This is a genomic window from Hyphomicrobium sp. MC1, from assembly GCF_000253295.1.
In the GTDB taxonomy this organism is placed as follows: domain Bacteria; phylum Pseudomonadota; class Alphaproteobacteria; order Rhizobiales; family Hyphomicrobiaceae; genus Hyphomicrobium_B.
In genome coordinates, this window is record NC_015717.1 from 3,964,808 (window position 1) to 3,987,522 (window position 22,715).

Annotated in this window: 19 protein-coding genes and 1 pseudogene; 8 read left to right on the forward strand and 12 right to left on the reverse strand. The window is 60.8% G+C overall.

Annotation, left to right across the window (positions count from 1 at the left end; all coding sequences use genetic code 11):
• The first annotated feature begins 110 nt into the window (after positions 1-110).
• Positions 111-1,265, forward strand: a complete 1,155-nt coding sequence (gene rnd / locus HYPMC_RS19030) for a ribonuclease D (protein ID WP_024276482.1) — start codon at positions 111-113, stop codon at positions 1,263-1,265.
• A 162-nt stretch (positions 1,266-1,427) separates the two neighbouring features.
• Here rnd and HYPMC_RS19035 read toward each other — a convergent pair whose 3' ends face one another.
• From HYPMC_RS19035 to HYPMC_RS19065, 7 genes are all read right to left on the reverse strand, one after another.
• Entirely contained in the window at positions 1,428-2,366 is a 939-nt protein-coding gene (locus HYPMC_RS19035) for a DnaJ C-terminal domain-containing protein (RefSeq protein ID WP_013949712.1), read from the reverse strand.
• Between the two features lie 77 nt (positions 2,367-2,443).
• On the reverse strand, positions 2,444-3,979 hold the full coding sequence (locus HYPMC_RS19040) for a Ppx/GppA phosphatase family protein (protein ID WP_013949713.1): 1,536 nt from the start codon (positions 3,977-3,979) through the stop codon (positions 2,444-2,446).
• A gap of 13 nt (positions 3,980-3,992) precedes the next feature.
• A complete protein-coding gene (locus HYPMC_RS19045; protein ID WP_013949714.1) occupies positions 3,993-6,161 on the reverse strand; it encodes an RNA degradosome polyphosphate kinase in 2,169 nt (722 codons plus the stop codon).
• A 97-nt stretch (positions 6,162-6,258) separates the two neighbouring features.
• Positions 6,259-6,933 carry a DnaA ATPase domain-containing protein gene (locus HYPMC_RS19050; RefSeq protein ID WP_013949715.1) on the reverse strand — a complete coding sequence of 225 codons (675 nt, stop codon included), beginning with the start codon at positions 6,931-6,933 and terminating at the stop codon, positions 6,259-6,261.
• Between the two features lie 3 nt (positions 6,934-6,936).
• On the reverse strand, positions 6,937-8,028 hold the full coding sequence (locus tag HYPMC_RS19055; RefSeq protein WP_013949716.1) for an AI-2E family transporter: 1,092 nt from the start codon (positions 8,026-8,028) through the stop codon (positions 6,937-6,939).
• A 56-nt stretch (positions 8,029-8,084) separates the two neighbouring features.
• Positions 8,085-8,639, reverse strand: a complete 555-nt coding sequence (locus tag HYPMC_RS19060) for a CDP-alcohol phosphatidyltransferase family protein (RefSeq protein WP_013949717.1) — start codon at positions 8,637-8,639, stop codon at positions 8,085-8,087.
• Between the two features lie 195 nt (positions 8,640-8,834).
• Positions 8,835-9,971 carry a DUF2066 domain-containing protein gene (locus tag HYPMC_RS19065; protein ID WP_013949718.1) on the reverse strand — a complete coding sequence of 379 codons (1,137 nt, stop codon included), beginning with the start codon at positions 9,969-9,971 and terminating at the stop codon, positions 8,835-8,837.
• Positions 9,972-10,210: 239 nt separating this feature from the next.
• Between HYPMC_RS19065 and purM the strand changes: the two genes are divergently transcribed.
• Positions 10,211-11,347 (forward strand): phosphoribosylformylglycinamidine cyclo-ligase, encoded by a 1,137-nt coding sequence (gene purM, locus HYPMC_RS19070; protein WP_013949720.1) that lies wholly within the window; start codon positions 10,211-10,213, stop codon positions 11,345-11,347.
• A 38-nt stretch (positions 11,348-11,385) separates the two neighbouring features.
• On the opposite strand, the gene HYPMC_RS19075 is transcribed toward purM, so the two are convergent.
• Positions 11,386-13,206, reverse strand: coding sequence for a methanol/ethanol family PQQ-dependent dehydrogenase (locus HYPMC_RS19075; protein ID WP_013949721.1), 1,821 nt, complete (start codon positions 13,204-13,206; stop codon positions 11,386-11,388).
• A 252-nt stretch (positions 13,207-13,458) separates the two neighbouring features.
• Between HYPMC_RS19075 and HYPMC_RS19080 the strand changes: the two genes are divergently transcribed.
• Both HYPMC_RS19080 and HYPMC_RS19085 read left to right on the forward strand, forming a co-directional pair.
• The gene (locus HYPMC_RS19080) at positions 13,459-13,716 is read left to right on the forward strand and encodes a hypothetical protein (RefSeq protein ID WP_013949722.1); all 258 of its coding nucleotides are present in this window, start codon (positions 13,459-13,461) and stop codon (positions 13,714-13,716) included.
• 212 nt (positions 13,717-13,928) lie between these two features.
• The gene (locus tag HYPMC_RS19085; RefSeq protein WP_013949723.1) at positions 13,929-15,032 is read left to right on the forward strand and encodes a glycosyltransferase family 1 protein; all 1,104 of its coding nucleotides are present in this window, start codon (positions 13,929-13,931) and stop codon (positions 15,030-15,032) included.
• A 74-nt stretch (positions 15,033-15,106) separates the two neighbouring features.
• Here the strand turns inward: HYPMC_RS19085 and HYPMC_RS24360 are convergent, their stop codons facing one another.
• Together HYPMC_RS24360 and HYPMC_RS19095 are read right to left on the reverse strand one after the other, a co-directional pair.
• Positions 15,107-15,475 (reverse strand): hypothetical protein, encoded by a 369-nt coding sequence (locus tag HYPMC_RS24360; protein ID WP_157135475.1) that lies wholly within the window; start codon positions 15,473-15,475, stop codon positions 15,107-15,109.
• 154 nt (positions 15,476-15,629) lie between these two features.
• The gene (locus HYPMC_RS19095; RefSeq protein ID WP_083832134.1) at positions 15,630-16,937 is read right to left on the reverse strand and encodes a glycosyltransferase; all 1,308 of its coding nucleotides are present in this window, start codon (positions 16,935-16,937) and stop codon (positions 15,630-15,632) included.
• 231 nt (positions 16,938-17,168) lie between these two features.
• On the opposite strand from HYPMC_RS19095, the gene purN reads away from it, so the two are divergent.
• The 4 genes from purN (at position 17,169) to HYPMC_RS19115 (ending at position 21,523) form a co-directional block, all read left to right on the forward strand.
• Positions 17,169-17,822, forward strand: coding sequence for a phosphoribosylglycinamide formyltransferase (gene purN, locus HYPMC_RS19100; RefSeq protein WP_013949726.1), 654 nt, complete (start codon positions 17,169-17,171; stop codon positions 17,820-17,822).
• A gap of 191 nt (positions 17,823-18,013) precedes the next feature.
• Positions 18,014-19,375: a cytochrome P450 gene (locus HYPMC_RS19105; protein WP_013949727.1), complete on the forward strand. Its 1,362-nt coding sequence runs from the start codon at positions 18,014-18,016 to the stop codon at positions 19,373-19,375.
• A 403-nt stretch (positions 19,376-19,778) separates the two neighbouring features.
• Positions 19,779-19,976, forward strand: coding sequence for a hypothetical protein (locus tag HYPMC_RS19110; protein WP_013949728.1), 198 nt, complete (start codon positions 19,779-19,781; stop codon positions 19,974-19,976).
• A 233-nt stretch (positions 19,977-20,209) separates the two neighbouring features.
• Positions 20,210-21,523, forward strand: a complete 1,314-nt coding sequence (locus tag HYPMC_RS19115; RefSeq protein ID WP_013949730.1) for a dicarboxylate/amino acid:cation symporter — start codon at positions 20,210-20,212, stop codon at positions 21,521-21,523.
• Here the strand turns inward: HYPMC_RS19115 and HYPMC_RS19120 are convergent.
• Both HYPMC_RS19120 and ndk read right to left on the reverse strand, forming a co-directional pair.
• Positions 21,520-22,035, reverse strand: a pseudogene (locus HYPMC_RS19120) (DinB family protein). The gene HYPMC_RS19115 and the pseudogene HYPMC_RS19120 overlap by 4 nt on opposite strands.
• A 49-nt stretch (positions 22,036-22,084) precedes the next feature.
• The gene (ndk, locus tag HYPMC_RS19125; protein ID WP_013949731.1) at positions 22,085-22,507 is read right to left on the reverse strand and encodes a nucleoside-diphosphate kinase; all 423 of its coding nucleotides are present in this window, start codon (positions 22,505-22,507) and stop codon (positions 22,085-22,087) included.
• Positions 22,508-22,715: the final 208 nt, after the last annotated feature.

The following is a 22,715-nucleotide window of genomic DNA, read 5'->3' on the forward strand; positions in this document are numbered from 1 at the left end:
TGGGGATTTCCGGGCCACCCTTGGAGGCCGCCGGCGTCCAAAAGCCTGTTCACGCCGCGACCAAGCTGATGGCGACAACAACAAATCCATGCGCTATAGGCGTTGCCCTGATGCGAATGATCACGACCACGTCCGAACTGTCGGCACTCTGCGATGTGCTGGCGAAAAGTGAATATGTTGCCGTTGACACCGAATTTCTGCGCGAGCAGACGTTCTGGCCGTTGCTGTGCCTTATCCAGCTCGCGGGGCCGGAAGCCGAGGCGGTCGTCGACCCGTTGAGTCCCGGCATCGACCTGACACCATTCTATAATTTGATGGCGAACGAGTCGGTCGTGAAAGTGTTTCACGCCGCGCGGCAGGATATCGAAATTGTCTATCTGAAGTCGCAAGTCGTGCCGACGCCGGTGTTCGACAGTCAGGTCGCCGCGATGGTCTGCGGCTATGGCGACAGCATCAGCTATGTGAACCTCGTCAAGAAGACGACGGGCGTCGATCTCGACAAAAGTTCCCGCTTCACGGACTGGAGCCGCCGGCCCCTGTCCGACAAGCAGCTCGACTACGCGCTGGCCGACGTCACGCACCTGCGCGACGTCTATGTGCGTCTCAAGCAGATGCTGGAAAAGACCGGCCGGACGCCGTGGCTGCAGGAAGAGATGGAAGTGCTCATCAGCCCTTCCACCTACGATGCGAAACCGGAAAATGCCTGGCAGCGGCTGAAGCTGCGCGTGAAGGGACGCAAGTCGCTCGCCGTGCTGATCGAGCTTGCCGCGTGGCGTGAACGGATGGCGCAACAGCTCGACGTGCCGCGCGGCCGCGTGCTGCGCGACGATGCGCTTTACGATATCGCCAATCAGTTGCCCGCCAGCGCCGATGCGCTTGGGCAATTGCGTACGCTGTCGGACGGTTTTGCGCGCTCGCAGCGGGCGAAGGAAATCATCGATGTCGTGAAGGCGGGTCTGGCGCGCGATCCGAAGACGCTGCCGAAGATCGAGCGCAACGAAGCGCTCTCGGCCGAAGCGAGCGCGACGCTGGAGCTTTTAAAAGTACTGCTGAAGGCGGCCGCTGCCGAGCATGGCGTGGCGCCGCGCATCATTGCCGATAGCGATGATCTGGAACAGCTCGCGACATCGGATGAAGCCGATATTCTGGCCCTGCAGGGTTGGCGGCGGACGCTGTTTGGCGATGCCGCGCTGAAGCTCAAGCGTGGTGAGCTTGCGCTGACCCTCGTCAACGGCGAAGTGCGCGCGGTGCCTGCTGCGAGGTAGAGTTTGTAGTTGCAATTGGCGACTCGCATTCCGTAAGGCCGCCAATCGCGGACACACGCCACCGTCATGCCGACGAAGGTCGGCACCCAGACAAGCCTCGACAAGACAGATATTGCAATTTCACTGGATCCCGGCCTTCGCCGGGATGACGTTAGGGACTGGCTACTTCCGGCCCGGATCGTACGAGTGAGTCTGGCGCCATTCGGAGAAGAAGTACGACAGGCTATCGTCGATCTCGGACGGCATGACAATCTTGACGGTGACGAGCTGATCGCCGACGTGGCCGTTCTTGCCGCGCGCCCCCTTGCCCTTCAGGCGAAACGTCTTGCCGGAACTCGTGCCCTTGGGAAGCGTCAACTGCACGCGGCCCGTGGCGGTCGGAACTTCGACACGGCCGCCGAGAACCGCTTCGTCGATCGTGATCGGCAGCTCAAGCAGCAGATCATCACCCTCACGGCGGAAATCGGGATGCGGGCGAACCTTGATTTCGACCAGAGCGTCGCCCGCCTCGCCACCGATGGCGCCGGGCGCGCCCTTACCTTTGAGCCGCAGAACCTGACCGTCGACCACGCCTTCGGGAACGTTGAGATCGAGTGTGCCGCCGTCAGGCAGCGTGACGCGCTTCTTGGTGCCTTGAACTGCGTCGAGAAAATCGACCTCTAGCGAATAGCGGACATCGTTGCCGCGGGGACCCGCTCCCTGCGCATCGCGGCGGGCGCGGGTGCCGGCGGCGCCGAAGACGTCTGAAAAAATGTCGGAGAAGCTGAAGTCATCGAAACCGCCACCCGCCCCTGCCCGGCCCTCGAAACCGCGGGCGCCGAACGGGCTGTGACGCCCGGCACCGGCTCCGGCCCGGCTCCATTGCGGGCGGCGCGGATCGCCTTTGGCGTCGATTTCGCCCGCATCGTACTGGCGGCGCTTTTCCGGATCGCTCAGGATGTCGTTGGCGGCGGTGATTTTCTTGAAGCGCTCGGCCGCGCCGGCATTGCCGGGATTGACGTCAGGATGGCTGGCTTTCGCGAGCTTGCGAAATGCACTGCGTATTTCATCCTCTGACGCCCCGCGCGATACGCCGAGAATATCGTAAAGATCTTCCGCCATGGAGGCTGTCTTCATCCTGCGAACTTTAATCCGAGATTATCAGAAATTGTTGCGACGCAAGCGAGGCGTACTGCCTCTCAACCGCTAAATCGGATTTCCGCCCGCTTGCCGACCAATTCGGCGAGTGCTCCGAATCGCCGCCGCAGCCTTTCCCCGTCCAGGGCCGCATAAACCGGGGGAAGGGTCAGGACAAGCGCGCCGTCTTCAAAGCTGAGGGGCGTCTGGTCGATGACGCCCGCCATGCCGATCGAGAGCATATGGGCAGCCCGGATCGCCGCACCAAGAATCCGGGCTCGACGCTGCACACGTTTACTAACAAGGCTGCGCAGGCGGTCCGAAAGCCCGGCGCTGCTATCCTCGGATGTCTCGTGGCGGTGAAAAACCGAGAGGGCCAGAAATATCCGCCCCTGGTGGTCCACGCCGCCCAGCCCGGCATGGGCGATGGTGTTGATGCTCTGCTCGCCACGGTAGTCGGGATGCGCCCGCCAGCCGGCATCCGACAACAGGCAGGCTGCGTGTCTCAGGCGTCGTTCATCCGCCGTTTCTTCGAGGGCTGGATCGGAGAAGAGTTGGTCGGTCCAGGCGCAAAGCTCGTAAGCGTGCTCGACCGAACGGGAGCGGAGCGCGGCGTAATCCTCACAGAAACTGATCAGCGGATCGCGCGCTTTCTCGTAGGGCGGCAGAAGTCCGTAGATCAAGCCTTCGCGGATGCCGAACACGGAGAATACGACTTGGCGCGGTTCCATCTGCCGCAACAGGCGCTCCAGCACGAGGGCGCCGAACGGCAGGACTTCGCGGCGGGCCCGGGCGACGCCGGTGATGCCGGGCAAATCGAGCGGCTTCTTGACCTTGCGGAACTGCTCGCACAGGTCGAGCGCTTCGCGCGTGGTCAACCGATAGCCCTGCATGACGCGCAACGGATAATCGACGCGGTCCATCTGCATTTTCGCGAGCGCGCGCCACGTGCCGCCGACGGCATAGAACGTGCGCCCCGTGCCGTTTCTGAGCCAGGGCAAACTTGCCAGCGCGTTGTCGATGATATCGGTCGCGCGTTCGATCTTGTTGCCGGTGGTGTCGATCAGGCGCAGACCGCCGAGCGGCAAGGTCGCGGCTTCCTTAAGGCGATCCTGCTCCAGATCGATCAATTCGAGGCTGCCGCCGCCCAGATCGCCCGCGACGCCGTCGGCATCGATGAAACCCATCATGATGCCCTGGGCGGCGAGGCGAGCTTCCGTTTCGCCAGAGAGGACTTCGATCTTCGCGCCGATCGCCTTCTCGCCACGGGTGATGAAGTCATGGCCATTCTGAGCGTCGCGAACGGCCGCGGTGGCAATCACCATGATGTTCTTGACGCTGAGGATATGCGCGATCACGCGGAAGCGTGACAGGGCCGCGATGGCGCGTTCGACGGCATCGGCCGCGAGACTGCCGGTCGTTGCGACCGAGCGCCCGAGACCGCAAAGGATCTTTTCGTTGAAGACCGGCGTCGGTGCCCGCACGGCGCCTTCATAGACGACAAGGCGCACGGAGTTGGAGCCGATGTCGACAACGGCGATAGGCTCCATTTCTGCGGTGCGCTCATTCGCGCCCGAGATTTCTTTCCACCGTGTCATTCAAGCTCCGGGCCTAACCAGGCTGGCGGAAACGTTGCGGGAAGCTCTCTTTCAGAGACTGTCCGCGGCCCGAAAGCGAAGGATTGGTCATGAAGTACTTATGGGCATTGAAGGCTTCCTCCCCCGGACCCGGTTCGATCCGGGTCGCGCTGCCGTCGGAATTGATCCGCCAGCTCTGCTGGTTGTCTTTCAGGTTCGCAACCATGATCTGATTCAGAACTTGCTCGTGGACTGTCGGATTCTTAATCGGCGCCAAGGCTTCGACGCGCCGGTCAAGATTTCGAGGCATCATATCGGCGGAGCTGATGTAGACGGCGGCCTTGGGGGAAGGCAAGGCCTCTCCATTGGCAAAACAGTAAATGCGCGAGTGTTCAAGAAAGCGGCCGACGATGCTTTTTACGCGGATGTTGCTCGATAGCCCCGGAATCCCCGGACGCAGGCAGCAAATGCCGCGCACGACGAGATCGATCGGCACACCGGCGTTGCTGGCATCATAAAGCGAAGAAATGATCTGCTGATCGACGAGCGCGTTCATTTTCCACCAGATGCCGGACGGTTTTCCCGCCTTCGCATTCCTGATCTCTTCGGCAATGTGCGTCATGATGCGGTTGCGAATGCCGTGCGGGCTCGCGGCCATGCATTCTAGTTCCACAGGCTCACCGTAGCCCGTGACGAAGTTTAGAATGCGCGTGACGTCGCGTGCGACCATCGGGTCGGTCGTGAAGAGGGAAAGGTCCGTATACACACGCGCCGTTTGCGGATGGTAGTTGCCGGTGCCAATGTGGCAGTAAGTCGTGAGGTCGGTGCCTTCGCGGCGGACAACGAAGCCAAGCTTGGCGTGGGTCTTCAATTCGGTGAAGCCGTAGACGACGTGGACGCCCGCACTTTCGAGATCGCGCGCCCAGCGGATGTTCGCCGCTTCGTCAAAGCGCGCCTTGAGCTCAACAACGGCCGTTACCGACTTACCGGCTTCCACGGCTTCTTTCAGCGCCTGAATGATCGGGCTGTCGCGCGAGGTGCGATAGAGCGTCCATTTGATCGCCATGACGTTCGGATCGGCAACGGCCTGGCGCAGGTACTGCACGACGACGTCGAAGCTTTCGTAGGGATGATGGACGAGGATGTCCTTGTTGCGGATCGCGGCGAAACAGTCGCCGGAAAATTCGCGAATGCGTTCGGGAAAGCGGATCGTGAACGGCTTGAACAACAATTCCGGTCGGTCGGAGACGATGAGCTGGGTAGTATCGGCGAGCGCCAGAATACCTTCCTTCACGAAAACGCTTTCATCGCGCACTTCGAGTTCGTCGATGACGAACTTGCGAAGCTTTTCAGGCATGCGTGAATCGATCTCGAGCCGGATGACGTTGCCGCGGCGGCGGCGCTTCAACTGGCTTTCGTAGGAGCGGACGAGATCTTCGGCTTCTTCCTGGAATTCGATATCGCTGTCGCGCAGCACGCGGAACGTGCCCTGGCTCTTGATTTCGAAGCCTGAGAACAGTTCAGACAAATGCATGCCGATGACGTTTTCGAGCTGAATGAAACGCACGTCGTGCGGCTTGTCGGGATGTGTTTCGAGACGAATGAAACGTTCGAGCTGACCGGGAATGGGGATCAGGCCGTTCATGGTCTTGCCGTCGATCGGGCGCACCATGTCCACCGCGATCGTCATGGCCCTGTTGAGGATGAACGGGAACGGATGCGCAGGATCGGCGGCGATGGGCGTCAGGATCGGAAAGATGTGACTCAGAAAGAGCTTTTCCAACCAGGCGCGTTCGCCGTCGGTCAAATCTTCCGGTTGAAGAACATGCAGCCCGGCGGCGCTAAGCTCGTCCTTGATGGTTCGCCAATTCGACTGCTCGTCGGCGACGAGGCCTGTCACAAACTTATTGATGGCGGCGAGCTGCTGCATCGGCGTCATGCCGTCTTGTGACAGCGTCGTGACACCGGCTCGGATCTGGCCATACACGCCCGCCGCGCGCACCATGTAGAATTCGTCGAGGTTGGCGGCGGCGATCGACAGGAAGCGCAACCGTTCGAGAAGCGGGTGCTGCCGATTGCCCGCTTCTTCAAGAACACGGCGATTGAACTGGAGCCACGATAGCTCGCGATTGTAGAAGCGGTCCGGCCCCTCGGGCACGGCTGGAACGTTTGCCTTGCTGCTTCTGCTTTTCACGGTTGCCATGATGGGGAAATGCTCCGAAATCCGGTTCGAGAAATCCATATAGTAGGTTTACACCCAAATGACGAATGGGTGGGTGACAGCCGATTCTTAAGCTGATTCAATAGCCCAGTGCGTCGAGCGTGGCAGCGGCAATCGCGCGCGTCAGCCGCCGCTGCAGGGCGAGCGCCCGGCGGTCCGCCGCCGACACGAACCGTTCTGCCGCCAGCATCGATCGCTCCATGCGAACGAGCACGTAATCGACGAGTTGCGGCTCGACACTCAACTGCCGGTCGGCGAAGAGCTTGACGAGGACGGCGCGCAACAGCGCATCGTCAGGCGGATCGATGGTCGCGAGCGGCAGGGCTTTCAGACGGGAGCGGAAGTCCGGCAGGGTGATCGGGAGATCGCCCGGCGCCGTATCCGTCGTCAGCAGAATCTGCAGCCGCTGCTCGCGCACAAGGTTCAAGAGGTGAAACAGCGCAGCTTCGTCAGCGGCGTTCTGGATGTCCTCGATCAGAACCGCGCCGGCTGCCGCAACCTTGGGAACGGTTTCGCGCGAGATCTGGGATGCCTCGAACGCCGTCGCGCCAGCGCGCGTCAGCCAGACGTTCGCAAGATGGGTTTTTCCGCTGCCCTTGGCGCCCGCGATAACCGCCGCGCCGATGGGCCAATCGGGCCAACGATCGACAAGGCTCACCGCGGCCGCGTTCGACTCTGAGACGAGAAAATCTTCAAGTCCCATTGCCGCGCGGTGGGGAAGTTCAAAGACAAGCTGCTGTGGCGTCGTGGTCATGGGCTAGGGTTGCTGCGGATCCTTTGGCGCCGCTTCGACCTCTCCCTGATAGACAGAGGAGTTGAGATACTTTCGGAGCGCGAAACGTACGAGCACGCCGATTGCGGCGGAAACCGGCACGGCAACGAGAAGACCTAAAAATCCGAACAGATAGCTGAAGGTCAACAGCGCAAAAATTACCCAGACAGGATGAAGCCCGACTTCGGAGCCGATAATGTAGGGGCTCAGGATCGCAGATTCGAGCGCCTGTCCGACGAGTAGGATGCCGACAATGACCAGGATGGGCGTGAACTCGGGCCAATACTGAACTATCGCAAGCAGCATGGCCGTTATTGCGCCAATCGACCATCCGAATACAGGAATGAAGGACGCGAGCCCTGTCGCCACGCCGACGAGAAGGCCGTAATTCAGTCCAGCCACGCTGTAGGCGCCCGCGTAGTAGATTGCGAGCAGAATGCAAACGACGCCTTGGCCGCGGATGAAAGCCGAGATGCGTGAATCGATTTCAGTGGCGAGTCCACGAATCTCATCGGCTCCGTCGCGGGGCAGCCAGGAATCGATTTTCGCTACGATGCTGGGCCAATCAAGGAGCACGTAGAAAAAGACGACCGGCGTGATGAGCACGACCGTAAAAAAGTTGTAGGCGGCAGTGCCTTGATTCCAGATGCTTCCCGCAAAGCTTGCGAGCAATGATGGAACGGCCTTGCTGAGGCTGTCCAGAGCGTTGCGAACCGTTGCCTCCGCCTCAGGATAGTGGGGTCCGAGATGGTCGCGCGCAGTGGTTTCAATCAGTGACTTCAGGCGGTCGATTGCTCCTGGCGCAGACTCGATGAAACCCGCCGCCTGTTGAAAGAGAATGGGGACGACGAAGACGAGCGCTAAAATGATCAGCAAAGTCGAAAACGTGAGCAGCAGGATCGTCGCGATCCAGCGCGGAATACCGATGCGGCCCATCGCATCGACGACGGGGCTCAGAAAGTAGGCGAGCGTCAGACCGATGGCGAACGGCAGCAATGCCGGAGCGATGAGCTGCACGATATAGGCAAACAGCAACGCCGTCGCCGTCCAGAACAGCGCGTGCCGCTCAAAATGCATAGCTCCCGATCCTCACCCAATTGCCGAAGCACCCCGAACAGCATGGCCTTAAATGCTCAGCTTTTCGAGCCGGGAGTTTCGTATACCGTCATGTGCCGCAGCCAGACGCGCAAATAAGCAACGAGGGAGGCGACCGTGGTGGCTGCGGCGAGCAAGGTTAGCAGTTGTACCGGCCCTTTCAGCCTCAGACCGAACGCTTCATCGGCAAGCACGGTTCCGGCCAGCACGATTTGAGCAACAGTGTTCATCTTGCTAATGGCGAGTGGCTTCATCGGCGTGGGGTGGTCGAGAAGCCAAGACAGGACGACGGCGATGACGATCAGCACGTCGCGCGATACGACCAGGATCACCAGCCACGACGGCAGGCGGCCCGTCACGCCCAGCGCCACGAAGATGCAGACGATCAGCAATTTATCAGCTAGCGGATCGAGATAAGCGCCAAGCTCGGTTTCCCAATTGAAGCGCTTGGCCAAGAAGCCATCGACCGCATCGGAAATACCGGCGACGACGAATGCCAGAAATGCCGCTTGCAGCTCACCGGTCAGCAAAAGCCAGAAGACCACAGGTACGAGGATAACCCGACCGAGCGTAATTAAATTTGGAATGCTCACGCCGTTATTGACCCCGTCTCTCCCTGCAACCCGGCCGTCTCGATATCCGGGCGGCGCGAACCTACCCTCTCGACGTTTGTCTCGTCGAGAACAACCTCCTTTGCAGTGCGATAAAACAAAAGGGAGAAACACGCATCGTTCCCCGTGCGACGACGCGATCTGCGGTAGGTCAGAGTTTTATATTTTCTATGTTTTTCAGTAACTTGGACGAAGAACCCAACCGGAGGATGTGTTTGCGAGGCTTAACCCACGAGCGCCCAGCGCGTTCGCAAGACTTGCCGCGCCGCCGGGATATTTAAGTGACACGTCGGCGCTTCGGTCTGACACGGACCCGATATTCAGGGCGTCGACGCCGGGCGTGTCGAGAAGTTGCCCACGCATCTCGTCCCACTGATCGGAATTGCCGAAGACCACGGTCAACCTCACGTCTTCGCCGCTGCCGGTCGTCGAGGCGGCCCAGACAGGCATGTTCGAAGGCGGCGCAGCTGCCGTGTCGAGGACGCCGGCTTTGACCGCCTTCCAGCGTCCTTCCAAGATGCCGAGCGAGATGACAGCCGCCAACTGCGAGGCGTAATCGAGATCACCGTCGTTAATGCGATACACCCGCTTCAACAAAAGTCCGCCGACGGCGTCACTGCCCGCGATCGTTACGTTGAGCCGCTTGGCCGCCATGTCCGGCTCGGCAATGGCGAGAACGACTAGGCCCTCACCGTACTCGGCTTTGAGCTTCTGCAATGCGCTGTCCTGGCCGGACATCAGCGCGGTTATCGTGTCGGTCTGGATCGAGGGCTTCAAATCCTTCATGACGACAGGCGTAATCGTGTGCGTGAGATCGAGGCTCGACCAAGCGCGGTGCCACAGGCCTCTGTCGTTGCTCGCCGTTGGCGGGGTGCCCTGCAAGAGCACCGTCACGACCGTCACCGGCGGGGCCTGCTGATCGACGAAGGGAATGCCCTGCTGCGTCAGAAGTGAACGCACGCCGTCCGGCTGAAACGAGAAATCGAGGCCGGCATAGTAGGTCGTCGAGGAATTGCGTTCCGAACGCACCGAGATGCCCGAGATGAGATCCCCTGCCTTCACGTCGCGGAGCCGATCCAACTGCTTATACGCGGTGACAGGAACCAGGCGCTTCAACAGCGAGCGAAACGCGGCCTGCTGGCCTTCGCTCATGGCCTGCTCCTTGGCGGCAACCGCATTGGCGGCCGTCGCCTCGACAGGGTAGTTCCCGACCGTGTACGGGGCGTCGGCATCGGCGCGCGCGGGCGCGACATCAAAGCCTGCCAGAACGGACGAAATCAGAATAGCAATGGCGAGGCAGCGGCTCGCAAGCACCGTTAATCCCCCATCTTTGTCGTGTTGCAGGGCCACTCAAGCCGGCAAGACCAGCGCTGCGACATCCCGTGGAACCCAGAGGTCAGTGCTTCGTTTGCTCTCAGGTCCAGTCGCTGCTACGACCCCCATGACGGGTTGGCAATGGGGCAAAAGTGAGTTTAACCCAACCTTCTCCCCGCTGCGATGCTTCGAGACAGCACCGCCCGTTGCATCCTGCATTCAAACGACGACGAGGATTGATGTCCGCGGCTGATCAAAATTCGCAGAAACCCATCACCTACGCCGACGCGGGTGTCGATATTGACGCAGGAAATGCGCTTGTCGCAGCTATCAAACCGCTGGCGAAGGCGACAAGCCGTCCGGGCGCCGACGTCGACCTCGGCGGGTTCGGCGGCCTCTTCGATCTGAAACGCACCGGCTTTCGCGATCCGATCCTGGTCGCTGCAAACGACGGCGTCGGTACGAAGCTCAAGATCGCGATCGACACGGGGCGGCACGCGACCATCGGCATCGACCTCGTCGCGATGTGCGTCAACGATCTTGTCGTGCAGGGCGCGGAGCCGCTTTTCTTTCTCGATTATTTCGCGGTCGGGAAGCTCGACGTGAACGTGGCGCGCGATGTCATCGCGGGAATTGCGGAAGGCTGCCGGCTTGCGGGCTGCGCGCTGATCGGTGGTGAGACGGCGGAGATGCCCGGCGTCTACAAAGGCGGCGATTACGATCTCGCTGGGTTCTCGGTCGGTGCGGTCGAACGCGACGAAATTCTGCCGCGCGCCGATGTCGGCGTCGGCGATATTCTAATCGGCCTTAAATCATCGGGCGTGCATTCGAACGGCTACAGCCTCGTGCGCAAGCTTGTCGAGCACGCCAAGCTCGACTGGAACGCGCCCGCGCCGTTTGCCCATTCGCAAAACGAGTCGTTGTCGGAAGCGCTGCTGACGCCGACGCGGATCTACGTCAAACCGCTCATCAATGCGATCCGCGCGACGGGCGGCTCGGGCTTGAAGGGCGCGATCAAGGCGCTGTCGCACATCACCGGCGGCGGACTTTCGGAGAACGTGCCACGGGTCATGCCGAAGGACGTTGCGGCCCGGATCGACCTGTCGTCATTCACAGCGCCGGGGGTGTTCGAATGGCTGGCGAAGACGGGCAACATTCCGGACGCGGAGCTGCTGCGCACGTTCAACTGCGGCATCGGCATGATCGCAATCGTATCGAAGGCGCGCGCTGACGATGTGATCGCGGCGCTGACATCGGCGGGTGAAGAGCCTGTCGTCATCGGCGACGTTATTCCGCCGACAGGTGAAAAATCGGAAGCCAAAGGTAAGGGCGAAGCCTGGGCCGTGAAGTACGACGGCAAGCTGCGGTTTTCCTGATCGTCGAGCCGATGGATCTCCGCGGCTTGAGCCGCCTTTCACGGCAGCGCGAACACCGTCAGTGTGCCGCCGAGACCTGTATAGCTCGATAGAGAAGCAAAGCCGCCGACGGCGCCGGAACCGTCTTCCGGATCGGTCAATCCGGCGGCGAGGCCGATGCCCGCCCATCCACCGACGCCTGAGAGGACGGCGACATATTGCTTGCCGTCGTGCATGTAGGTCATCGGATTGCCGACGATGCCGGACGGCGTCTTGAACTTGAAAAGTTCCTTGCCGGTCTTCTGGTCTACCGCTTTCAGATAGCCTTCTAGCGTGCCGTAAAAGACGATGCCGCCCGCCGTCGTCAGCGCACCCGACCACACGGCGAAGCGTTCCGGCTTCGACCACACGGTTTTGCCTTTGGCGCCGTCCCACGCGATGAAAGCCCCTGTGTTGCCGTTGGCGCCGGGCGCGGGAAACATCGTCAACGTCGCGCCGACATAGGGCTGCCCGACCTGATAGGAGACCTTGAAGGCTTCCATATCCATGCAGAGGCGCGTGACCGGAACGTAGAACAAGCCGGTGAGCGGTGAATAGGCGGCGGGCTGCTGGTTCTTTGCGCCCATCGACGAGGGACAAATGCCTTTCGTCACATCGTCCGTTCCCGTCTCGAAGGGCGAGAACTTTTTATTGATGAGCGGGCGTCCGTATTGCGGATCGCTCTTGTCCGTCACGACTTTCGTCGCCCAATTGACGTCCGGCTCGAATTTTTCCGCGACGAGCAGTTCGCCAGTCACGCGGTCCAACGTATAGCCGAAGCCGTTACGGTCGAAGTGGGTCAGCGCCTTGCGCTTGACGCCATCGATATCGAGGTCGGTCAAGATAGGTTCATTGACGCCGTCATAGTCCCACTCATCGAACGGGGTCATCTGATAGACCCACTTGGCGATGCCGGTGTCGGCGTCACGGGCGAAAATCGTCTGCGACCATTTCTGGTCGATGCGCTTACCGCCGGGCCCTGCGCGCTGCACCGGGTTCCATGTAGAAGGATTGCCGGAGCCATAGTAAACCAGATTGAGAGCCGGATCGTAGGCCATGTAGCCCCAGACCGGTCCGCCGCCGATCTTCCATTGGTCACCGTTCCAAGTCTTGAGCGAGGAATCCTTGCCGACCGGCTTGCCGAGCGACGTTGTTTTGTCGGGGTCGATCAGCATGTCGGCGTCCGGTCCCATCGAATAGGCGCGCCAGACGCGATGGCCGGAATTCAAATCGTAGGCGGTGATGTAGCAGCGGACGCCAAACTCGCCGCCCGAGACACCGACGATCACCTTGTCTTTCACGACGAGCGGCGCACCGGTTCCTGACGCGCCATTCTTCGGATCGTCTTCCTTGACCTTCCAGATTTCCACGCCGGTCTTGGCATCGAGCGCGATGAGCGAAGTATCCGCCGTATGCACGAGGATTTTGCCCTCGGCATACTGCACTCCGCGGTCTACCGTGTCGCAACACATCACGGCAGCGGCGAACGGATCCTGCTTGGGCTGGTACTTCCAGAGAATCTTCTGCTCATGCGCGAGGTCGAGCGCCATCACGACGTTCGGAAACGGCGTCACGAGGTACATGACATCGCCAATGACCAGCGGGCCGCCTTCGTGGCCTCGTAACACGCCGGTCGAGAACGTCCACGCGACGCGAAGGTCGCCGACGTTCGAGGCGTTGATCTGATCGAGCTTCGAATAGCGGTGGCCGCTGTAGTCTCCCGATTGGATCGCCCAGTTGGCGGGATCGCTGGCGAGAGCTTGGACATCCTGGTTCGCTGACGCCTGGGCCGCGAAGCCTAATGCCGCCAAGACGGCCACGAGGCCCAAACACTTCCTCATTCCAATTCCTCCCGAGATCCGGCTTGATCTCGGGCCCGGCATATCAGGACCCAAGAGCCGGGCGTACCAGACTTTTGTCGGCCGGAGATGAAAACGCGGCAAGCTGAAGCGCCTACGGGGAAAATCCCGCAATTGCGTTGTTACTCGCGTCGCGCATTAACGACTTGCAATCCGGCGGTCAGAGAACTGCCACGGAACTGAAAAATTCCGCGTCTACTCACGCCGCTCCGTAAACTATACAGGAGCACCCACATGGCTGGCCGTACCTCAGACCTCGCTGTGGGCGAAATCATCGAGATCAAATATCGCGTGCCGCGTCCGGCATTCGACGGGCTGGCGGACGAGCAATTTTCCGACCGCTGGATCATGGCCGAGATCATCCATCAGGATGAGGACGCGCCGCCGATCGCCCGTCTCGCCGACGGGCAGTTTACCGATATCCGCGCCTATATGACGTGGCGCCGGATCGCCCAGCTTAGCGCGACTGACGCCGCACGATGCAAGTCTTGAGGCTTCCTAGAGGTTAAATTGCAGATTGTTCGTGCAATTCCCGCCAACTGTCACACAATCGAAAAATGCTGAGGTCAGAAGCGGATTAAAATACGCCGCTAGATAGATTCGGACCTGCTTCTCGTCATGCTCTCTGGCCCGCCCGGCGACCTTGCGGATCGCGCCGCTTCCTGCCTGTCATCGGCGCGGCGCCCCAACATCGAGGTAGCGTGATGCGAATTTTCATCGCCACCGACGCTTGGAAGCCGCAGGTCAACGGTGTGGTGCGCACCTACGAGAACCTGAAGCGCGAGCTTGAAGCCGCGGGCCACATGGTCACGATCCTATCGCCGTTGGATTTCGCGACGCTGCCGTGTCCCGGCTATCGCGAGATCCGGTTGGCGCTGGCGCGGCGGTCGCAGGTTGCCGCGCTGCTGAAAGAGGGCAATTACGATCACGTGCATATCGCGACGGAAGGGCCGATCGGGCTTGCTACGCGCGGCGTCTGCCTGCGCAAGGGCATTCGCTTCACGACGTCGTTCCATACGCGGTTTCCGGAATACATCGAGGCCTACACCGGCCTGCCGGCGTGGATCAGCTACGCGTTTCAGCGTTGGTTTCACCGGCCCGGCATCGGCATGTTCGTGGCAACGCGATCGCTGAAGACGGAATTGTCGGGACGCGGGTTCCGGCGGCTGATGCTGTGGTCGCGCGGCGTCGATACTGCGCAATTCAAGCCGCGCGCGAAAATGCGCGACGCGGGTGACGCCGGCGCCAAAGCCGGACCGACGTTTCTCTACGTCGGCCGCGTCTCGCGCGAAAAGAATGTCGAGGCGTTCCTCAATCTCGATCTGCCGGGCCGAAAGGTCGTTGTCGGCGACGGGCCGATCCTCGGGCTTCTGCGGAGCCGGTATCCCGATGTCGTCTTCAAGGGCGCCAAGACGGGCGAAGATCTGGCACAGGAATATTCCAACGCCGACGTGTTCGTGTTTCCGAGCCGCACCGACACGTTCGGCTTGGTGCTGCTCGAAGCCATGGCTTCAGGCCTCGGCGTTGCGGCCTATCCAGTGACGGGTCCGATCGATGTCGTGACGCCCGGCGTGACCGGCTGCCTCGATGATGACCTGCGGGCGGCGGCACTCGCCGCGTTGAAGCTCGACCGCGATCAGGTGCGGGTGCAGGCTATGCGGCACGACTGGTCGCGCGTCGCCAATCTTTTCCTAGCGAACATCTATCAGGCGCGACGGGCAGCAGGGCTTGGCAAGCGTCTTGTCAAAGCACACGCGGCGAAACACCTGCATATCAAGCCGCGGGCGACGGCGCGCCCGATCAGCTGATCGTTTCTCGCGGGGCGCAAACAAAAAAGCCGGAGCAACGCTCCGGCCTTTCGTTATCCTGATGTGTCGTGCGATCAGCGACGGTCGTCAAAGTCGCCCAGACGATTGAAGCAATCCTGAAGTCCCTGAGACCGGAAGAGCTGATCGCGTGCCAAGTCGGCGCGCCGGGCCCATCTGCACCAGCGAAAATGGTTGCGGGTATCAGTATCCCATTGCGGACCACGGAAACCACAGCGATAGCGGATATTGGCATCAGCCTGAACCTGCGCGATGCGGGCATAGACTTCGCAGCTCGCGCGTTTGCCTTCGACATCGCCACGGCGATCGTCCTTGCCGAAGCGGAAGCTGAAGCCGCGATCATCCAGCCGAATGGCCTGAGATGTGGCGGTCCCGGCAGTTCCTGCGATGATGATAGCAGCCAGGATGATCCTTGAGCTGAGCATGTTTTCTCCTCGTTCTTTGACGCTCGCGCCTATACGAGGAGAATTTGGCCTGACTGTTGCGCTAACATGGCGTCATCGCGGTGCGCATCGAAAACGAAGTTCACTGCCGATTGCGGGCGACTGCATTCGTCCGTTGACGTCTTCGTTGCGCACTTTAAGCGGCGACGACTTGCGAAGCGCCGGTGTGCGCGGCGTCGCCTGCTGGCCCGCCGAGGAGCTTCTTGACAATCTCGACGGCGTTGGCGGCGCCGTCTTCCTGCTCCATGGCGCGGCCGATCTCGGCGGCCTTCAGCGCATACGATGGATTGGTCGCCACGTCGCGGATGCGGGCCGTCAGCGCCTCAAGCGTCCAGTCCTGGATCGGGAGCTGGTCCGGCCCGGCGCCGAGCTGGAAGATCCGATGGCCCCAGTATTTTTGATCCATCATGAAGGGACCGACGAAGCTTGGGCGTCCGGCACGCAAGGCCGACGTCGTCGTGCCGAGGCCGCCATGATGTATGACGGCGCCGACTTCGCGGAACAGTTTATCGTGCGGCACGAACTGGTCGATCAGATGGAAGTTGCTGGATAATGGCACGCGATCGAACTCGCCGCGCCCCTTGCCGAGGATCACACGCTGTCCGGCCGCCTCGCAAGCGCGCAAGATCATCTCGGTGCGTTCAAGGCCAAGCGCGGGCATGCTGCCGAAGCCGACGTAGATCGGACGCGGTCCGGCGGCCAGAAACTCCGCGAGCTTGCCGGATGGACGCCAATTCGGCGCCTCATCGCGGAACCAGTAACCTGTGAAGTAGATCTCGTCGCCTTCCGTGCTCGCGCGCGGCTGCAGAACGGGGCTGACGGGGTAGAGAACGGACGCACGCTTGCCGTGGACGCGATGCGGATGCTTCATCCAGAACGACCGGCCAAGGCCCAGCGACTTGCGGATCTCGCCGATGACACGCCGATAGGCCAGCCGCTGCAGTCCGAGCGTCTTGTAGCCGTACCGGTTCCAGGCCGGGATGCCGGTTCCGGGAATGACCGACAACAGGTTTTCCGCCGACGGCGAAACGGAGCCGAGACCGGCCATGACGGCGGGGATGTTTCGTGCTTCGGCGATTTCACCGGCGACCGAGATGACGGGATGGAAGATCATGGCATCGGCATCCGCCGTGGCCGCGACGGAATCGAGAAGGATGCTCTCGAACAGCGATCGCATGTCGGGGCCGGGGCTCAGCCATTTCTTGACCGTGACCAGCGTGTGGGCGCCGGCGATCTCCGCCATTTCGCCCTCTTTCATGAACTTCGAAAAATCCGTGCCGCAGCGGCGCGCTTCGAGCCCCTTGCTGCGGACGTAGTCCATGAAGTCTTCGGGAGCTGCGACGCTGACTTCGTAGCCAGCCTCTTTGAGCGCCAAGCCGAGGGCAACCATGGGCCCGACGTCGCCCAGCGTTCCAACGGTAAGCAATAAAATCCGGCGTGCCATTTCGACCCGATTTTGCAGATAACTGACCGCCGCGCGGCAGAAAGCGCCGCTGACGTATCAGTCGCCCATTTCTGCGATCGTGGCCCCCGATCCCTTTCAGAATGCGTAAGGTGACACCCTGCTGCAACAACGGTCGTCAACCATGGCTAACAAACCCTGCGGCTCGTGGCGTTCATGTCTCACCTCAGATGCACTCGCGCACCGAAGCCTGCTCTGCTATTCCGGGCGGCCATGAGCACCAAGAAACGCACCGCCATTTTGATCTCCGGCCGCGGCTCGAACATGCAGTCGCTGGTGGCTGCTGCACGCGCCCCCGACTATCCGGCCGAGATCGTGCTTGTCGCTTCGAACCGGCCCGATGCCGCGGGTATCGCGTGGGCAGTGGAGCAGGGGCTGCCGACGGTCATTATCGACCACAAGGGCTACGGGTCACGAGCGGCGTTCGAGCGGGCGCTCCAGTCGGCGCTTGATACGCACCATGTCGAGCTTGTCGCGCTCGCGGGCTTCATGCGGCTGATGACGCCCGAATTCGTCGCGCATTGGCAGAATCGGATGATCAACATCCATCCGTCTCTGCTGCCGAGCTTCAAGGGCCTGCACACGCACGAGCATGCTATTGCGGCTGGCGTGAAGATCGCGGGATGCACGGTTCATTATGTCCGGCCGGAGATGGATGCCGGTCCAATCATCGCGCAGGCGGCCGTTCCAGTCCTATCGAGTGATACCGCGGAGACACTCGCGGCCAAGATCCTCAAAGTAGAACACCGAGTTTACCCGGCAGCGTTAAGACTTGTCGCCGCAGGGCAGGTATGCTGCGAAGGTGAGAAAATTGTTATATCTTCGGAAGTTAGCGAAACGGACCCACTGTACTCTCCAGTGATCTGATCCACAGCGTCATTTGCTGGTTACCTTGCACTGGCCGTCGCATGGACAGGCACCCCCCAAACCGTGGTATTTCTATGGCTTCCGGAGAGGGAGATCCGGCGACCGAAGTGCAGCGCGAGCCCGATGGGCGCACGAAGCGCCCGCAAGGCTGATACGCGCACCGCTCCTCCGGTCCCGAATGGAGAATGCCTATGGAAACGACCCCCAGCCACACCCTGGGTCTCGGCGACGAATCTAGCATCTGGTTCAACCTGACGCCGCTATTGCGCGGCGATCCGGATAACCCGATGCGCATTCTGATGCAGATGATGGACCGTTACGGTCCTGTCCTGCCGGTCAATATGGCCAATCAACGTGTCGTGCTTATTTCAGAGCCTGAATATTTCAAGCACGTGCTGGTCACTAAAGCCGACAACTACATCAAATACTTCGACGGCCTGAAGCCGATCTTCGGCAAGTCGATGATCACGAACGACGGTGCGCTCTGGCAGAAGATCCGGATGCCGCAGCAGCCCGCGTTCCACCCCGACATGTTCGCCGAGTACATTCCGTACTTCCTGCGCGCGATCGATACGAAGATGGCGCTCTGGGCCGACCTTGCAAAAAGCGGCGAGACGGTCGAGATGGTCGAGCAGACGTGGACGCTCGCAGCCGACATGATCTGCAAGGCGCTGTTTGACCGCGATATGCCGTTCAATCCGCACGTCGTGTTCAAGTGCGTGAAAACCTATACCGACGTCATGAACCATCGCGACATCCGTCTGCGCAAGCAGGCAGGTGAAGTCTTCGAGATGACGGACGAAGATCCGGCGAAGGCGATGGAAGTGTGGGCGAGCGTGCCCCCGGCCGTCATGGGCGCCGATCCGCGCGAGATGCGCGAGCGCACGCTGCTGAAGATGATCGAGGCGACGGTTGCCGATCCTTCCGTTCCGGAATTCGACCAGCAGCAGGCCATCGACGAGCTGAAACAGTATCTGTGGGCGGGCACCGAGACGACGGCTTTGACGCTGGCGTGGGCGCTGTATGAGACGTCGCGCCGTCCGGAAATGGCGGAGCGCATCCGGCAGGAAGGCGAGCAGGTCTACGGGGATCGCGAACCGACGGCGGCGGATTATTCCGGCCTCGCCTATACGCGCGCCGTCATCCAGGAAACGATGCGCATCTATCCGCCGGTCTGGAGCCTCATCCGCATCGCAGCGGCCGAAGACGAAATCGGCGGCGTGAAGATCAACCCAGGTGACCGCGTGTCGATCTTCAGCTACGGCGCGCACCACAATCCGAAATTCTGGCCCGAACCCGAATCCTTCCAGCCTGAGCGCTGGATGGCGGGCAACGCCAAGAAGCAGGTAAAGTACAGCTATCTGCCGTTCGGCGCTGGTAAGCGTTCGTGCATTGGCGGCGCGATGAGCCAAGTCGAGAACACGCTGGCGCTGTCGCGTCTTCTGCGGCGCTTCCGTCCCGAGTATGTCGGCAAGGATCCGGCTGGGCTCAACGCGACGGTCACGCTGACGCCGAAGGGCGGCTTGAAATTCAAAATCCACGAGCTGAGCTGACGCTTGTTGCCAGCGAATGGACGTTGAGATGCAGAATGGCCAGGAGATCGTCCCGGCCATTTTCTTTTTCAGAACTTTTCAGCCGGATTTGCACTCAAGTCGTGCGCGTAACATCGCGTTACTCAATTTGATTCCTTGTCCGTGAATACCATTCGCAATGTTTTCCACAGGCAATATCGCGCCGCGATACAGGCTTTTACGCCCGCAAAGTGCTCAGGAAAGTGCAAATTCGAGTTGTAGAGCGGCTCGCATACGCGAGAGTGCCGGGTTTCCTGCACTGGTTAATGCTGTCATAGTCTCTGCACGTTAATGAATTAATAGCACATTCTGGATGTCACTGCCCCCCCGTGTCGTCCAGACACAGCCGAAACGCCTACGTTCCAAACTCCAGGAGGCCCTCACCATGGAGTCCGTGAGAACCGTCGTACTTGGCAAGCCCGTCTTCTTGTTGACGGGTGCAAAACCGCGCAGATCGAAAGAAAAGAACGTCGCGGTTGCGCTAGACGTGGAAGCGCCCGAGAAATTGATAGAAACTGCACGCCGCAACCCCGATGCCGTTGCCTTCGGGTTCGTCGCGGGAAGTTGGGTCGCGGCCGCCTAAGCGCCGTCCACCGTCCGGTCTGCGGATGCGTCGGTGCGCATCTTTGGCAGCCGGACGAAGCGCCACGAGGGTCTGTTCCGCCGCATTCGGCGCGACCCTCGCGGCGAATTCACATTCCACCGTCTTTCGCATTCAACCATCGAACGAGATATTTCTGCGGCCGGAAACTATCGCGCCCGGAATGTCACCATTAGTGTGCCGCCTCTCAATCGAGCGAGGCGCTAACGTCTTTCATGCAGCAAGACCACGAAACTATGCTCGCGGAGCCACGTGGGAGGCCTTTCTATACCCATCTCTACTTCCAGGTCCTGACGGCGATCGCTCTGGGCGTTGGTCTTGGGCATCTCTATCCGTCCGCAGGCGAGGCGATGAAGCCGCTGGGCGACGGCTTCGTCAAACTCATCAAGATGCTGATCGGGCCGATCATATTCGTTACGGTCGTGCACGGTATCGCGTCGATGGGCGACCTGAAAAAGGTCGGACGGGTCGGCATTAAAGCCCTCATCTACTTCGAGGTCCTCACGACGCTGGCGCTCGTCATCGGGCTGGTCGTCGTCAACGTTCTGAAGCCCGGTGCCGGCATGAACGTCGATATCGCGTCGCTCGATGCGAAGGCCGTCGCAAGCTTCGTTGCGAAATCGAAGGAAGAGTCGGCGGTCGGCTTCATTCTCGACATCATTCCGAACACGTTTCTCAGCGGCTTCGTCGACGGCAATATCCTGCAGGTTTTGCTGGTCGCCCTGCTCTTTGCGTTCGGGCTGCAATCGCTTGGGCCGCGCGGCAAACCCATGCTTGATCTGGTCGCACAGATCGGCGACGTGCTGTTCAAGATGGTCGGCTTCATCATGAAGCTGGCACCCATGGGCGCATTCGGCGCGATGGCCTTCACGATTGGACGATACGGCATCGACAAGCTGTCGAGCCTCGCCTTTCTGATGTTCGCCTTCTATTTGACGTGTCTTATTTTTCTGTTCGGCGTGCTGGGCGTAATCGCGCGGCTGTCAGGCTTTTCAATCATTCGCTATCTCGCCTACATCAAGGACGAGTTGCTGATCGTTCTTGGAACGTCGTCGTCGGAGAGCGTCCTGCCGCGCCTCATTGCCAAGATGCGCAAGGCCGGCTGCGAGGAAAGCGTGGTCGGGCTCGTCGTCCCGACCGGGTATTCGTTCAATCTCGACGGCACGTGCATTTACCTGACGATGGCCGCGATTTTCCTGGCGCAGGCGACGAACACCGAGCTCACGATCTGGCATGAGGTGTCGATCCTCGGCGTATTGCTTCTCACGTCGAAAGGCGCTGCAGGCGTTACGGGATCGGGCTTCATCACGTTGGCCGCAACGCTCAGCACGACATCGCATATTCCGGTTGCGTCGCTGGCGCTGATCCTCGGGATCGACCGCTTCATGTCGGAAGGCCGGGCGCTTATGAACCTGATCGGCAATGGCATCGCGACCATTGTGATCGCCAAGTCGGAAGGTGCGATCGATGCGGAGACGTTCGAGCGGGAGCTGGGCGGAAACGGCGGTGTTATCGCCGACGCCGCCTAGGCGGGATCGGGCGAAAACGGCAGATCCGTCACGCCGGGATTGATGCCGAAGCCCGTCAGCATCGCATTCACCTGACCGCGATGATGGGTCTGGTGATTGAAGATGTGCATGAGGATCAGGGCTTTCGGACGGGTCATCTCGCGACCGGCCGAACCTGAATACCAGGTCAAATCGCCTTCACAGCCGGATGCTTCGAAGCGATCGGTCCAATCTTCAATGACGCGGTCGAAGCGCTGGCGCTCGGCTTTCAGGTCGTCCCAGTCCTCGAATTAGGTTGTGCTATCGGAAAGAGCGGGCTTGGCTGGCGGCGAAGCGGCTTCGAACCGCGACAGCCAGATCTGATCAGCCCAGAGAATATGGTTCAGCGTGGCGTGGATCGAGCTGAAGAATGCACCGCGATCATCTTTCCGCTGGGCGTCCGTCAGTTGTTCGCAGGCCCGGTAGACGCTGGCGTTCTGCCAACTGTTGTAGCGGGCCATTGTGCGTAGGTAGGACGGCGAAATCAGCGCCATTTTCCTTGGAAATGCAGAGGCCGGAGCGCACGCGCCCCGGCCAAGATTTTTAACCAACGATCTCGTCGAGGCGGAAATTCAAGGCAATTTCGCGCTCGGCTGCTGCCGCGCTATCGGAGCCGTGCGTCGAATTGGAGCCCTTCGATTCCGCAAAAAGCTTGCGAATGGTGCCTTCGGCAGCTTCCTTCGGGTCGGTCGCGCCCATCACTTCACGATACTTTGCGATGGCGTTTTCGCCTTCCAGCGCCTGCAGAACGATCGGGCCGGAGGTCATGAAATCCACGAGTTCGCCGTAAAAAGGCCGTGCCTTGTGTTCTTCATAGAACTTCTCGGCCTGGGCGCGGGTCCAGCGGACGCGCTTTTGAGCCACGATGCGCAGACCCGCATCTTCGATCACGGCGTTGATCTTACCGGTAAGATTGCGGCGCGTGGCGTCGGGTTTGATGATAGAAAACGTGCGTTCGATGGCCATAAGTCTGTCTCGCTTTACGGATTTTATGTGGGTTACGCGGGCTTATAGCGACGCGCACCGCCGCCAGCAAGCGCTGGACCGTCGCCCCGCAGAGCATTCGGTTGCACGTCACACGCGAAAGTGGAGTTTTACCGCATAATCGCCCGATTGACGCGCGCAACTACGTATGAACAGTGTGGGCCGGCGAAGAGCGCACGGTCTGGGGGTT